Source organism: Mesorhizobium sp. BE184, from assembly GCF_031457045.1.
In the GTDB taxonomy this organism is placed as follows: domain Bacteria; phylum Pseudomonadota; class Alphaproteobacteria; order Rhizobiales; family Rhizobiaceae; genus Mesorhizobium.
In genome coordinates this window covers 836,083-849,890 of record NZ_JAVDVU010000003.1, presented here as the reverse complement: position 1 = coordinate 849,890, position 13,808 = coordinate 836,083, and the positions used below count along the sequence as shown (strand labels likewise).

Genomic DNA, 13,808 nt, shown 5'->3' with positions numbered 1-13,808 from the left:
ATATCTTGCCAGCCGAATGCGCGTCGCCGGCGAAGATCCCGGCCATGCCTGCTTCGGAACGGGGCCGGGTCCGTTGGGGGCCTTGCAACCGGCGCACGGCTGATCCATGTTCCAGAAGCGCTGCACACGATTGCACCGCAGGGACATTTGGACAAAACTTATTAACCGGCTAAAGTGTAAAGTCGCAGCCTATCAACCTATGACGTCGATGATTCGCCCTGAAACCTATCCCCTGGCCATGCATGGCGCGCGAGCGGTCTGCCGTTCGCGGCATCCTCTTTGCGCGCCCGGCCCGATGCAGGTTTTGCGATGAGCGGATCGGTCGTTCTCATTCACCTGGCCGGCGCCGTCGCGCTGATGCTGTTTGCGACCCGCATGGTCAAGACGGGCGTCGAGCGTGCCTATGGCGACGTGCTGCGCCACAGGCTGCGCGCCACCATGCGCAATCCTTTCATGGCCGTCCTCGCCGGCACGGGCCTTGCCATTGCCCTGCAAAGCTCCACCGCCGTCACGCTGCTGGTCGGCTCCTTCGCCGGCGCCGGCATCGTCTCGGGCGCTGCCGGCCAGCTTGCCGTGCGCGGCGCCGAGATCGGTTCGGCCATTGTCACCAAGCTGCTCACCTTCGATCTCACCCTGCTGGTTCCGCTTTGCCTCATTGCCGGCACCGTCATGTTCATGGCCACCGAGCGGCGCGACTGGCGCCAGATCGGCCGCATTCTCGTTGGTATCGGCCTCTTGATCCTGTCGCTGGAGATGATCGGCCAGGCCTCCGAGCCGTTGCGGGAAAGCCAGCTCCTGCCGGTCATCATCAATTACTTCTCCAGCGATCCGCTGACCGCGTTCCTGCTTGCGGCGCTCATCACCTGGCTGTTCCAGTCATCGATCGCGGCGGTGCTGTTGATGGCGACGCTGGCCGGCCGGGGCCTCATAACCCCCGAACTGGGCGTCGTGCTGGTGCTCGGCGTCAATCTCGGATCGTCCATCATTGCGCCTATGTTGACCAGAAATGCCGAGCCCGGCGTGCGCGTCGTCCCGATCGGCAATTTGCTGATGCGCGGCGTCGGCTCACTGGTCATGCTCGTTCTGTTCATGAGCGTCAGGCCCCAGGTCAATTTCCTCGGGGCGACCGCATCCGACCAGATTGTCAACGCTCACATCCTCTTCAACGTCATCATTCTCCTCGCCGGACTTCCGCTGGCTGGCCTGGTTTACCGTGCTTCGGAAAAGATCGTGGCCTTGGGGACAAAAGCTGGATCCGCCGACTCCCTGCAGGTAGCCGAGCTTTCCGCGCTCAACGACGCGGCGCTGGACGTTCCATCCCAGGCTCTCGCCAACGCCACCCGCGAAGTGGTGCGCGTCTGCGAGACCGTCGAAATCATGCTCAAGCGCATCATCGAGCTTTACGAGGATGCCGACGTCGACAAGATCAAGGCGCTGGCCTCGCTGGACGACCGTGTCGACCGCAAACACGCCGCCATCAAACTCTATCTCGCGAAAGTCACCAAAAACCCGCTGACGGAGGCCGAAGCGCTGCGTTGCCAGGAGTTGATCGGCGCCTGCGTCAAGCTCGAACAGGTCGGCGACATCATCGTGCGCAACCTTCTGGTGCACGTCCGCAAGAAGCTGGAGCATGGCCTCAACTTCACCGAGGAAGGATGGCGGGAGCTTCTTGCCTTCCATGCCTCGGTGCTCGCCAATGCGCGGCTGGCCTTCAATGTGCTGGTCTCGCGTGACGCCGAGACCGCGCGCCAGCTCGTGCTGGAAAAGGACAGGCTGCGCGATCGCGAAAAGGAGACCAGCCAGAGCCATTTCCTGCGCCTGCGCGACGGATCGGCGCGAAGCATCGAGACGAGTTCCATTCACCTCGACACCATCCGCGATCTGAAGCAGATCAACTCGCTGCTGGCCTCAATGGCCTATCCGGTGCTTGAGGAACAAGGGCTGCTCAGGGGTTCGCGCCTCAAGGCCAGCTGACAGGCCGAAATAAAACTGAAGCCTGATCGACAATTTCTCGATTGCCGCCATAGCGCGATCCGTGCTTGGAAGCCAAACCAACGAGAAATTCTGCCGCATGCCGCTTCCCCTGATCGCCCTGTTTCTTGCCGCCTTCGCTTTCGGTACTACCGAATTCGTCATAGCCGGGGTCTTGCCGGAGGTTGCCGAAGGGCTCGGCGTCGAAATTCCCACCGCCGGCTATCTCGTCTCCGGCTATGCGATCGGCATCGCCGTTGGCGGCCCGCTGCTGACGCTGGCCACCGCCAGGATTTCCCGCAAGACGCTGTTGCTGGGATTAACCGTCGCCTTCACCATCGGCCAGGCCGCCTGCGCAATGGCGCAGGATTTCCCCGCCATGCTGGCGCTGCGCGTCGCGGTCGCCGTGGCGCATGGCGCCTATTTCGGCGTCGCCATGGTGGTGGCGGTCGGCCTCGTGCCGGAACGGCAGCGCGGCATGGCCGTCGCGCTGATCCTCTCCGGCCTCACCGTCTCCAACATTGTCGGCGTGCCGGCCGGCACGGCCATCGGAAACATTTGGGGTTGGCAGGCGACATTCTGGGTGATGTGCGCGCTGGGTATCGCGGCGCTGATCGCCATCGCCATCCTGTTGCCCAGCGGTCGGACGGAAAAGAAACGGTCCAGCAATCTGGCGGATGAAGTCCGCGCCCTCAGCCGTCAGCAGGTCTGGACCTCGCTGATCCTCATGCTGATGCTGATGATCGGCCAGTTCTGCCTCTACACCTACATCACCCCTTTCCTTCTGGAAGTGACCGGGATCGAAGCGCGTTTCATTCCCTGGGTGCTGCTGCTCAACGGTGTCGGCGCCACGATCGGCGTCTTCGTCGGCGGCAAGCTGGCCGACTGGAAGCTGATGCCGTCGCTGATCGCCATGCTGGCGCTGCAGGGCGTGCTGCTCGCGGTGATCTATGCCGTCAGCCCCTATCCCGTGCCCATGGTCATCGCGATCACGCTCTGGGGCGCGCTGAACTTCTCCATTGGGGCGCCGGTCCAGACCCGCATCCTCACCTGGACGGCGGATGCATCGAACCTTGCTTCGTCGCTCATTCCCTCAGGGTTCAACATCGGCATCGCGCTGGCCGCTTCTCTCGGGGCCGCCATGCTCAATGCCGGTTACGGCTATCGCAGCCTGCCGCTTGCCGGCATTGTGGCGATGGTCGTCGCCGTGGTCGCAGCGGCCCTGTCCTATGCCTGGGAACAACGCAGCCGCGCGCGGCCGCCTGCCCCAGCCTCAGCGTCATAGACAACAGCCTCTCTCGAGGACTAAAGACACCTCATTGCGGTGGCGACCCAGCCAATCGAAAAATCGACTTTGCCCAACGCCGACGGGTTGGCTACCAATGCCAGGCCTTGGATCGGGAGGACGGCCATGGACACTCATTCACGCAGTTTCGCCAAGGCTCTCTCCTGGCGCCTCACCGGCACCGTCGATACGGTCATCATTTCTCTGGTGGTGACGGGCAGCGTGAAACTGGCGGCGGCGATAGGCGTGACCGAGGTCTTCACCAAATCGCTGCTTTACTACCTGCACGAACGCGCCTGGCTGAAAATCCCGTTCGGACGGCAGCCCGCGCCGCTACCAGAAAAATTAACGCCGCGCGGCTAGGTAAAATCCAGGGCTTATTGGAGGAGCGACTTGACCGTGCTGCTCGCCTTGCCGAAATCCATCTGGCCGGTATAGGCCTCGCGCAGCGCCGCCATCACCTTGCCCATGTCCTTGACGCCGACGGCGCCGGTCTGGGTTATTGCGCCGCGGATGGCCGCTTCGGTCTCGGCCTCATCCATCTGCCTGGGCAGGAATCCGCGGATGATGCCGATTTCGGCCCGCTCGTTGGCTGCGAGTTCGGGGCGACCGCCATCCTCGAAGGCCTTGGCCGACTCCTCGCGCTGCTTCACCATTTTGGCCAGTATCTGAAGAATGTCGTCGTCGCTGGCCGCATCCTTGCCCGTACCGCGATTGGCGATATCGCGATCGGTGATGGCCGATTGGATGAGCCTGAGCGTCGAAAGGCGGGATCTGTCGCCCGCCTTCATGGCGGTTTTGACTTCGTCGGTGAGTTTCTCGCGCATTGGCGCTGCTCCTGCTGATCCCCGAATGGATAAAGGGCATTTTGGCACAAACCTCAAGGGCGGACGGGACGCTCCGCCCTTGAGAGGAAAATTTGCAAGCGGATGTCGGATGGCCGAGACTGTGTTCGTCCTTGGAGCATTCACTCAGTCAATCAAAAGGATGAACCAGATGCCCAGTACTGTCCGCCTGCACCGCGTCCTGACAACCAGCCCGGAGAAGCTCTATCGCGCCTTCACCGAGGCGGATGCGCTTGCCAAATGGCTTCCGCCCAACGGTTTTACCTGCACCGTTCATCATCTGGAAGCAAAGGTCGGGGGCACGTTCAAAATGTCGTTCCGCAACTTCACCACAGGCAACAGCCATTCGTTTGGCGGCGACTATGTCGAACTCGTTCCCGGCGAACGCCTGCGTTATACTGACAAGTTCGACGATGCCAACCTGCCGGGCGAGATGCTGGTGACCGTGACGCTGAAGAAGGTTTCGTGCGGCACCGAGATCAACATTGAGCAGGCAGGCATACCGGACGTCATCCCTGAAGAGGCCTGCTACCTCGGCTGGCAGGAGTCATTGCGGAATTTAGCCAAGCTCGTCGAGCCGGAAATCAACGAATAGGCGCACGACTCAAGTATAACTCTCCAACTACAACGCAGCGTCACAGGCTTGCCGGAACGGACGGCCTGATTGACGCTGTGCTTGCCTTCCCCTATGTGAAGGCCTTGCAACCACACTTGGTTACAGGAATGGCACGGGCGGTATCGCCCGGTGTCTTTTGCTGCGTAAAACTCCCCGCGGAGATCGACGCAGCAATGTCTCGATGGAGTGCCGCCATGGCCACGACCGCCCCTTGGACAACCGAAGTCCCGACCGCCCTGCTCGTCCTTGCCGATGGCACGGTGATCGAAGGGCGAGGCCTTGGCGCCACCGGTTCGGCCGTCGCGGAAGTGTGCTTCAACACGGCCCTCACCGGCTATGAGGAGATCCTCACCGATCCCTCCTATGCCGGCCAGATCGTCACTTTCACCTTCCCGCATATCGGCAATATCGGCGCCAATGACGAGGACATCGAAGACCTGAACCCGGCGGCCCGCTCCGGCGCAGTCGGCGCCATCTTCAAGGCGGACGTCACCGACCCGTCCAGCTACCGGGCGAAGGAGCATCTCGACGCCTGGCTGAAGCGGCGCGGCATCGTCGCCCTTTGCGGCATCGATACGCGTGCCCTGACCGGCCTGATCCGCGAAAAGGGCATGCCGAACGCAGTGATCGCCCATGCGCCGGACGGCAAGTTCGATGTGGACGATCTTAAACGGCAGGCAGCGGCCTGGTCCGGCCTTGTCGGTCTCGACCTGGCGAAGGACGTCACGTCCGGCCAGTCCTCGGTGTGGAAGGAAACGCCGTGGGTGTGGGATGAAGGCTATGGCGAACAGCAGGAACCGACGATGCACGTCGTCGCCATCGACTACGGCGTCAAGCGCAACATATTGCGCCTGCTCGCCGGTCTCGGCGCCAAGGTGACCGTGGTGCCGGCGAACACCGGCGCCGACGAGATCCTGGCAATGAAACCCGATGGCATCTTCCTGTCGAACGGCCCGGGCGATCCGGCCGCGACCGGCGAATATGCCGTGCCTGTCATCCAGGATATATTGAAGACAGATATTCCGGTCTTCGGCATCTGCCTCGGCCACCAGATGCTGGCGTTGGCCGTCGGCGGCAAGACCCAGAAGATGCACCAGGGCCACCACGGCGCCAACCATCCGGTCAAGGATCACACCACCGGCAAGGTCGAAATCGTTTCCATGAACCATGGCTTCTCGGTCGACAGCGAATCCTTGCCCGACACGGTCGAGGAAACGCACGTTTCCCTGTTCGACGGTTCGAATTGCGGCATCGCGCTGACCGGACGCCCGGTGTTCTCGGTCCAGCATCACCCGGAAGCCTCACCCGGCCCGCAGGATTCGCACTACCTCTTCCGCCGCTTCGTCAATCTGATCCGTGCAAAACGCGGCGAACCGGCGCTGGCCGAGCGGGCTTAAGGGTCTTTACCTCCTCCTAGTGGGGAGGTCGTGGAGCAATTGAAGCGTAGCGGAGATTGCGAAAACGGGAGCATGAGGACCACATCTGGCTCTCCGCCCCCCACCCCGACGCTCCGCGTCAACTCCTTCCCACAAAGGGGAGGATAAAGCCCTCAATGCCCGCCGGCGCTGGCCGCTTCAGCCTCATGCATCCGCTCGACCTCCTTGGGCGTCGGCTTGCCCACCGTCATGATGAACACCAGCAGCGACAGCGCCAGGAAGACGCCGCCCACCACATAGGGCGCGCCGGCGAAGACGGCCGGCGCATTCGGGCCGGTGAACCATGAGAAGATGGCCGTATAGAGCAGCGGCGTGATGATCGACGTGATCGAGAAGATCGAGGTCATCGCGCCCTGCAACTCGCCTTGCGCCGAGGGCGGCACCTTGGCGGCGGCGAGGCTGCGCAGCGGCGGATCGGCCAGCGCCTCAAGGCAACCGGCGACGATCACCGCGTAGATCATCCAGCCCTTCCATGCAAAGGCATAGCCGAAAGCGCTCATGGCGGTGAAGGCAAGGCCGATGGCAGCCGTCCTCCATTCGCCGATCTTCGGGACGATCCGTGGCAGGATCACCGCCATCACGAAAGCGCCGCACAGGCCGAACGCGCCGAGCGAAAAGCCGATCTGCTGCTCGCTCCAGCCGTAGCGGTAGCTGGAGACGAACGACCAAACCGCCGGATACATCATGTGGCCGAGCGTCATCAGGAAGAAGACAACCAGGATCGGGCGGATGCCCTGGTAGTTGCGCATCTGTTTCAGCGCCCCGAGCGGATTGGCGCGCTTCCACTCGAATTTCCGCCTGTTGTGCGGTTCCAGCGTTTCCGGCAGCAGAAAATAGCCGACCGCGAAATTGAGGAAGGCAAGCCCGGCGGCGAAATAGAACGGCACCCGCGGCCCCAACGTGCCGAGCAAGCCGCCCAGCACCGGGCCGATGACGAATCCGACGCCGAAGGCAATGCCGAGCAGACCGAAATTCTTCGCCCGGTTCTCATCGTTGCTGACATCGGCGATGAACGCCGAAGTCGTCGAATAACTGGCGCCGCTGATGCCGGCCAGCACGCGCCCGATGAACAGCATGGGGTACGACCACGCGATGGCGCAGATCAGATTGTCGATGGCAAAGGTGAACACTGAGGCGAGCAGCACCGGCCGGCGTCCGAAACGGTCGCTGAGGTTGCCGATTACCGGCGCGAATACGAACTGCATCGCCGCATAGACGAAGAACAGCCAGCCGCCTTCGATCGCCGCGCCGCTGATGCTTTCGCCGGTCAGTTCGCGCAGATAGGCCGGCAGAACCGGCATGATAATGCCGAAGCCGATGACATCGAGAAGCAGCGTCGTGAAGACAAGCACGAGGCCGCGCTTGGTGGTCCTGGCGTCGATCATGGCCATGTTCCGTTCGCTTGCCCGGGCCGTTGGTCAGAGGCGGCACGGACGGGCGACGGTTATAGGCGAGCCCCGCTGCGGCAACAACGCCTGAACGCTGGACCACGGATCATCCTGACATCAGTCGCCACCGGCCGCATGGCGACCGGTGGCGCAAGTATGTGATGCCGCTCGATGCGGTAAGTTCACCGGCGTCGCATCAGGACGAGATGCGCACCGTGAAGATCCGGTCCTTGATCTTGCTGAACGCTTCGTCGAGTTGCGCACGCGAGGGCACGTCGATGAAGTTCTCCGGCGAGCTCGCGCACTCCTTCAGCATGGTGCCGGTGGCGACGTTCGGCTCCTCAAGCCTGATCGTGTAGATCTCAATGCCCTGCGCCTTGGCATTGGTGCAGGCTTCCAGCGTCTTGGTGTTCATCGCCGCGTTGGTGGCGCCGGAGCCGCCGACACTGATACCCACCCTGCCATCGACGAGATAACCAAGCGCCGAATAGCTGGAGCCGAGCGCGTTCGAGGCATTTCCCATCACGTTGCTGCCGTCGGTCAGGACGACCATGATCTTTTGCAGACCAGGCGCCACGGGCTTGCCCTGAGCGAACGGCTCGCCGGGCGATAGCACGCGCATGCCCCAGGCCACGCCTTCCATGATGTTGGTGTTGCCATTCGCCGTCAGCGCTTCGACCTTGGTCTTGATCGTGCTGTAATCATTGGACAGCGCCATGATCGGCTCGGTGAGGCAGGCGAAACCAGGGCCGGTCTTGCCGTAACCGCCTACGGTACGGACATCGATCGGCACAGTCGGGTGGGTGTTTCCGCCAAGCAGGCTTATGACTGGCGACAGTAGTGCGTAGAGCAACCCACCGTTCGTTGGATTTCCGGAGCCGTCGGGTTTCACGCCATATTTTGTCCAGCGCGCCTTCTTTTCCTTCACCGTCTTGTCTATCACCTTTGCATCAGAGGTGATGTAGCTGTTGAAGTAACCGCCAGTGTCGGGCTCATCGATCGCGAAAGCCGGCACGAACAACGTCCCGGGCTTGGAGGGATCGGCCGCGGCGTCGGTGCTGTCGCGTGTCTCCACACAGCCCGACCACTTCTGGCCGAGATTTTCATAAAGCTGGAACCGGCTGGCGCCAGCCGACAGTTCGGATTGCGGGATATTGCTGGCGCCCTTCAAATCCAGCCAATTGGCGCCGGTTCCGGCGATCTGCTTACCCTTCTTGTCGAATGACGGCCCGAACCCGGGTCCGACATTGACGAAGGATGAGAACGGCACGATCGCGAATTTCAGCTTTTCCTTGTTGCTGACCTGGTCGGACATGTCGGTAACGAGGGCGTCGACCGCATCCTTCATGGCGGCGAGCTTGCCGCCCGCCATCGAGCCCGTGGTATCGAGCACCAGGCCGACCTCATAGGAGGCGTAGGCGATGTCCGCAGTCGACGACGCGGTCACCGGCCACTGCTTGTAGCCGAAGAGCGGACCGAAGGCGATTGGTGCATCGACCGTGCCTTCCACCTTGAAGGACGTGCCGACATGGGTGACCTGCAGGTTCTTGACGTTCCAGTCAGTGTTCTCACGGGCGAAAAGCCCGGCCAGTTCCTTGGCGCGATCGTCGGTGATGTGTTCGCCTTCCCTGGCGATGGCCAGCACGGCGGTATCGAGACTGTTCTGAAGATTTGAGCGCGTTCGCGAAATGGTCGAATAATCCAGCGCCATGCCGACGCCCAGAAGCAACGGCAGGGAGAGAACCCCGGCGAGGATAGCGAAATTGCCTGCGCGATCGCCTGAAAAGCGCTTGACGGTCTTATACATTGTCAGCCTGCCACCCCAAAATTCCCGGGTAAGCTAGCAACAATTCGTTTCGGCATTGGCCTATGAGCAATGCCTAATTTTACGCTTGATATTTACTCTTTGGTTGCAACGCGCCGGCGCATCAGGATCAGATTGGATTGTTGAACGTATCGCAGTCCGACAACTTGCCGCTCTTGAAGCCCCGGGCAAACCACGTCTGCCGCTGCTGCGAGGTGCCATGGTTGAAACTCTCGGGAACGACATAGCCCTGCGTTTTCTTCTGCAGCGTGTCGTCGCCGATCTGCTGGGCGGCGTTGAGCGCTTCTTCCAGGTCGCCCTGCTCAAGGATGCCTTTCTGCGCCGTGAAATGGCCCCAGACACCGGCAAAGCAATCGGCCTGCAACTCGACCTGCATCGACATGTGGTTGGAATCCGCCTCGCTCATCCGCTGCCGCATCTGGTTGAACTTGGGCAGGATGCCGGTGAGGTTCTGGACGTGGTGGCCCACCTCATGCGCGACGACGTAAGCTTCGGCAAAATCGCCTGATGCTCCGAACTGGCGCGAAAGCTGCTGGAAGAAATCGGTGTCCAGGTAGACCTTCTGGTCATTCGGACAATAGAACGGACCCGATGCCGCCGAAGCGAATCCGCAAGCGGAGCGTATCTGCCCGCTGAACAGGACCAGCTTCGGCTGCTCGTAGGTGAGGCCGTTGGCCTGGAACACGCCCGTCCAGACGTCCTCCGTCTCCGCCAGGACGGTGGAAACGAATTGCTTCATCTCGTCGTCCGTCTGCGGAGCCGTACGGGCGCTGTTGTCGGTGATCTGCCCGCCGCCGCCGGGAGCAATCTCGCCGCCACCGCCACCTGCGAGGATCTGCATCGGATCGATGCCGCACGCCTTCAGCGCGAAGAAAAGCACCACCAGGATGACGATGGTCGAGAGACCGCCGCCGCCCGCCCGGCCACCGATCGGGATGCGGAACTGTCCGGGCTGTCGCCCGAAGCCGCCGCCGAAACCGCCCCCGCTGCCGCGCTGGTCCTCGACATTGTCACTCTGACGGCGGCCTTTCCAAAGCATGGTGCGTTCCTCGTGTTCCGTCGCTTCAAGCGTCTGCCTTTAACCAACAGTTAGCGCAAGGGTTGCTGCAAGTCACAAGATTTTTCGACTTCAAACCAATGTCTTCAGTTCCGTCTGCCGGTGGGCCAACCGGCGGGCGGCCAGGACCGAGGCGACCGCGACGACAAGAAGCACCGCGACGACGCCGAATGTCAGCCGCATCCCGGCGGCGACCGCCGCGGGCGCCGCGGTCGCTATCCCAGCGGCGCCGACGGCATGGGCAAAAAGCGCGCCCATCACGGATGCTCCCGCAATCAGGCCGAGGTTTCGCGACAGGGAAAGCATGCCCGAAATGACGCCCCGCTCGCCTGCTGCGACATCCGACATGATAGCCGCATTGTTGGCGGCCTGGAAAAGGATGTAGCCGGAAGACAATACGAATGTCGCACCGACATAACCCGCGACACCGAAAACATGGGGCAGGATGCACATCAGGACAGATCCGCTGGCCATCGCCGCCAGGCCGACGAGAACAATGAGGCTTGCGCCGACGGCATCCACGATTCGACCGGCAAAGACCCCGCCCGCCATGCTGATCGCCGGCCCAACCGACATGATGAGGCCGATTGCGACAGCGCCCAGTCCAAGCCCCACTGCCAGATAGAAAGGCCCGACGATCATCGTCGTCATCATGGCTACCATCGAGGCGGCGGTCGCCGCCAAGCCGGCGCTGAATTCCAGATCGGCGAAAACCGACAGGCGGATCAGCGGTGAAGAGACCCGGCCCTCGACAGCCAGGAACAGGCCCATACCGACGAACGCCGCGATCAACAGCACCACGTTAACCCCGCCGAAATGCCCCTTGCCCACCGTCATCGCCAGGGTGAAAGCGGCAAGCGTTGCGGCAAGAAGCAACGTGCCCTCAATATCGAAACGCTGGCCGGCTTGTCTGGCGCTCATTCTGTCGGCTGGCAGGAAGCGGGCGGTCATCCAAAGCGCGAGAATGCCAACCGGCACGTTGACCAGAAATATCGCCCGCCATCCTGCCCAGGCAAGCAACAGTCCGCCGAGCGACGGACCGAGCCCGGTGCCGATGGCCGACATGGTGCCGAGCAGGCCCATCGCGCTGCCCGTTCTGTCCTTCGGCACATTCTCGCTGATCATCGCCATCGTCAGAGCCATCATCACCGCAGCGCCCAGACCCTGCGCACCGCGCGCCGCCACCAGCAGCCACAATGTCGGCGCCATTGCGCAGGCGGCGGAAGCCCCCGTGAACAAGGCAAGGCCAGCAAGAAGCAGCTTCCGGCGCCCGACGATGTCGCCCAGCCGCCCAACACTGACGATAGCTGCCGTGATGGCGAGTAGATAAGCGATGACGATCCACTGCACGTGCTGGAACGGCGCTGCAAAAGCCTGCGTCAGCGCGGGCAACGCAATCGTCGCGATGCTCGCGCTCAGCGAAGACAGTCCCATGGCGAGGGATAGACTGACCAGTGCGCCTCGACGCGAAGCCGGTTTTCCCACGCTGGGCGCATGTGACGTCAAGGTCGAGATATCTGGAGAACTTGGCATATCGGGCTCCGAACTGATTGCCGGAGACCTACGCCTTCCAGCAAGATTGCGGAACACGCAGAATTTGCACTCTATTCGTGCGTGCGACGCCATGTCTTGTGAACAAGTTCATGCTACGTTGAAGGCATGACGCGCCCCGATCTGAATCTCCTGGTCACACTTGATGTCCTGCTGGTGGAAGGCAGCGTTGCTCGCGCCGCCAGGAAACTGCGCCTCAGCCCGTCAGCGATGAGCCGGGCCCTGTCGCGCCTTCGCGAAACGACCGGCGACCCGCTGCTCGTGCGGGCTGGACGCGGTCTTGTGCCGACGCCAAGGGCGATCGAGCTTGTCGGTCGCGTTGGCGCACTGGTCAAGGAAGCAGAAGCCGTCCTCCGCCCGGCGGAGGCGCTGGACCTTGCCAAGCTGACGAGGACGTTCACGCTGCGCTCGCGGGACGGTTTTGTCGAGAATTTCGGGCCTGGCCTGATAGCGCGGGTCGAAGCGGAAGCGCCCGGCGTGCGGCTGGTCTTCCTGCCAAAATTGGGCAGGGAGAGCTCTCCGCTGCGCGATGGCTCGGTCGATATGGAAACCGGGGTCGTCATTGACGCGATGGGACCGGAAATCCGCACCCAGGCGCTGTTCCGCGACCGCATTGTCGGCGTGGTGCGGGCCGGGCATTCGCTCGCCGGCGCGCCGGCGACGCCGGAAACCTATGCCGCGGGGCGGCATGTCATCATCCAAAGCAAGGAGAGCCTGCCGCGGGATCTGGCGCGCATCGACGATCTGCTCGAGTCGCTCGGACTGAAGCGTACTGTCGTCACCGTCGTCGGCGGCTTTTCAGAGGCGCTGGCGCTGGCCCGCGCATCGGACCTAATCGCCACGGTTCCCGAGCGCTATACGGGAAATCTGCGTGACGGCATGGCAAGCTTTGCGCTGCCCTTTGTAAAGGACAGCATCACCATATCGCTGCTCTGGCATCCACGCATGGACGCCGATCCGGCACACCGCTGGATGCGCGGCATCGTTCGCGACATTTGCTCGGAAAAGCCGGCTTCGACGACAGACGCGAAAAAGAGCGGCTGAGATCAGTCTTTCTGCTTGGCTCCGGCGCTCTTGCCATCGGAGCTTCTGGCACGCTCATCGAAGCGTGCGGCGCCCTTCTTCAGCGGCTTGCCCATATCGGCTTCCGTTTCGCGCTCGTTTTTCGCGGCGGACTGCCGCAATCCTTGTGCCGCCTTCTTGCCTTTGGCAGTAGGTGCTTGTTCGACGCCCATGGCTATTCCTCCCTTGTCGCCGCGGTCTGTCGCGGACATCGGTGCAACGCCGGCCCACCGCCAGCGGTTCCGCCAACCGATGGAAGATGCGCAACAAGCTTGGAAAACGTCAGGTCCGGTGGGCCATCGCGCGCCGGAATGCCTCCAGCGTCTCGCCGCTGACATGATGCTCGATACCCTCGGCGTCGATGCGGGCCGTCTCGGCGCTGACGCCGAGCGAACGCAAAAACGCTTCCACCGTTTGGTGACGGACACGGCTTTCCTCGGCCATCTTGCGGCCTGCTTCCGTGAGGAAAACGCCCCGGTACGGCTTTCGCGACACCAATCCGTCGGCGCAGAGCCGGGTCAGCATCTTGGCCACTGTCGGCTGCGCCACGCCGAGCCTTGCAGCAATATCGACCTGCCGCGCCTCGTTGCCGTCCTCGATCAGGTCGGCGATCAGTTCGACATAGTCCTCGACCAATGCACTGCGGCGGGCTTCCCGCGTCTGGCGGAAACCTTCCGAGTGCACCTCGGCGTCCGGCAGAGGCTCGTCTCGCAGCACTGGTTTTCTGGATGCCAAACCGATCTCCCTCAAGCCGCTGACAGAACCAATTCCT

The 13,808-nt window shown here is 62.5% G+C and carries 13 protein-coding genes; 6 read left to right on the top strand and 7 right to left on the bottom strand.

Features of this window, described 5'->3' with window-relative positions:
- Positions 1 to 309 precede the first annotated feature (309 nt).
- The 3 genes from J2X35_RS17955 (at position 310) to J2X35_RS17945 (ending at position 3,619) form a co-directional block, all read left to right on the top strand.
- Positions 310 to 1,974 carry a Na/Pi cotransporter family protein gene (locus J2X35_RS17955; RefSeq protein WP_056110802.1) on the top strand — a complete coding sequence of 555 codons (1,665 nt, stop codon included), beginning with the start codon at positions 310 to 312 and terminating at the stop codon, positions 1,972 to 1,974.
- A gap of 97 nt (positions 1,975 to 2,071) precedes the next feature.
- Positions 2,072 to 3,256 carry an MFS transporter gene (locus tag J2X35_RS17950; RefSeq protein WP_310188646.1) on the top strand — a complete coding sequence of 395 codons (1,185 nt, stop codon included), beginning with the start codon at positions 2,072 to 2,074 and terminating at the stop codon, positions 3,254 to 3,256.
- Positions 3,257 to 3,382: 126 nt separating this feature from the next.
- A complete protein-coding gene (locus tag J2X35_RS17945; RefSeq protein ID WP_056110805.1) occupies positions 3,383 to 3,619 on the top strand; it encodes a DUF2061 domain-containing protein in 237 nt (78 codons plus the stop codon).
- Positions 3,620 to 3,633: 14 nt separating this feature from the next.
- Here the strand turns inward: J2X35_RS17945 and J2X35_RS17940 are convergent, their stop codons facing one another.
- Positions 3,634 to 4,083: a GatB/YqeY domain-containing protein gene (locus J2X35_RS17940; protein ID WP_310188642.1), complete on the bottom strand. Its 450-nt coding sequence runs from the start codon at positions 4,081 to 4,083 to the stop codon at positions 3,634 to 3,636.
- A gap of 169 nt (positions 4,084 to 4,252) precedes the next feature.
- Here J2X35_RS17940 and J2X35_RS17935 point away from each other — a divergent pair, with 169 nt between their 5' ends.
- Both J2X35_RS17935 and carA read left to right on the top strand, forming a co-directional pair.
- On the top strand, positions 4,253 to 4,696 hold the full coding sequence (locus J2X35_RS17935; protein ID WP_310188742.1) for an SRPBCC family protein: 444 nt from the start codon (positions 4,253 to 4,255) through the stop codon (positions 4,694 to 4,696).
- A 215-nt stretch (positions 4,697 to 4,911) separates the two neighbouring features.
- The gene (gene carA / locus J2X35_RS17930) at positions 4,912 to 6,114 is read left to right on the top strand and encodes a glutamine-hydrolyzing carbamoyl-phosphate synthase small subunit (protein ID WP_310188639.1); all 1,203 of its coding nucleotides are present in this window, start codon (positions 4,912 to 4,914) and stop codon (positions 6,112 to 6,114) included.
- A 152-nt stretch (positions 6,115 to 6,266) separates the two neighbouring features.
- On the opposite strand, the gene J2X35_RS17925 is transcribed toward carA, so the two are convergent.
- The 4 genes from J2X35_RS17925 to J2X35_RS17910 form a co-directional block, all read right to left on the bottom strand.
- Positions 6,267 to 7,538, bottom strand: a complete 1,272-nt coding sequence (locus J2X35_RS17925; RefSeq protein ID WP_310188637.1) for a TCR/Tet family MFS transporter — start codon at positions 7,536 to 7,538, stop codon at positions 6,267 to 6,269.
- Between the two features lie 199 nt (positions 7,539 to 7,737).
- Positions 7,738 to 9,348: a pilus assembly protein gene (locus J2X35_RS17920; RefSeq protein WP_310188634.1), complete on the bottom strand. Its 1,611-nt coding sequence runs from the start codon at positions 9,346 to 9,348 to the stop codon at positions 7,738 to 7,740.
- A 127-nt stretch (positions 9,349 to 9,475) separates the two neighbouring features.
- A complete protein-coding gene (locus tag J2X35_RS17915) occupies positions 9,476 to 10,405 on the bottom strand; it encodes a neutral zinc metallopeptidase (protein ID WP_310188631.1) in 930 nt (309 codons plus the stop codon).
- 90 nt (positions 10,406 to 10,495) lie between these two features.
- Complete coding sequence (locus J2X35_RS17910) at positions 10,496 to 11,956, bottom strand: MFS transporter (RefSeq protein ID WP_310188629.1); 1,461 nt, start codon at positions 11,954 to 11,956, stop codon at positions 10,496 to 10,498.
- A 126-nt stretch (positions 11,957 to 12,082) separates the two neighbouring features.
- On the opposite strand from J2X35_RS17910, the gene J2X35_RS17905 reads away from it, so the two are divergent.
- Positions 12,083 to 13,018 (top strand): LysR family transcriptional regulator, encoded by a 936-nt coding sequence (locus J2X35_RS17905; RefSeq protein ID WP_310188626.1) that lies wholly within the window; start codon positions 12,083 to 12,085, stop codon positions 13,016 to 13,018.
- Positions 13,019 to 13,020: 2 nt separating this feature from the next.
- On the opposite strand, the gene J2X35_RS17900 is transcribed toward J2X35_RS17905, so the two are convergent.
- Positions 13,021 to 13,209 carry a hypothetical protein gene (locus J2X35_RS17900; protein WP_056110818.1) on the bottom strand — a complete coding sequence of 63 codons (189 nt, stop codon included), beginning with the start codon at positions 13,207 to 13,209 and terminating at the stop codon, positions 13,021 to 13,023.
- A 109-nt stretch (positions 13,210 to 13,318) separates the two neighbouring features.
- Positions 13,319 to 13,771 carry a manganese-binding transcriptional regulator MntR gene (gene mntR / locus J2X35_RS17895; RefSeq protein WP_156459818.1) on the bottom strand — a complete coding sequence of 151 codons (453 nt, stop codon included), beginning with the start codon at positions 13,769 to 13,771 and terminating at the stop codon, positions 13,319 to 13,321.
- Positions 13,772 to 13,808 lie beyond the last annotated feature (37 nt).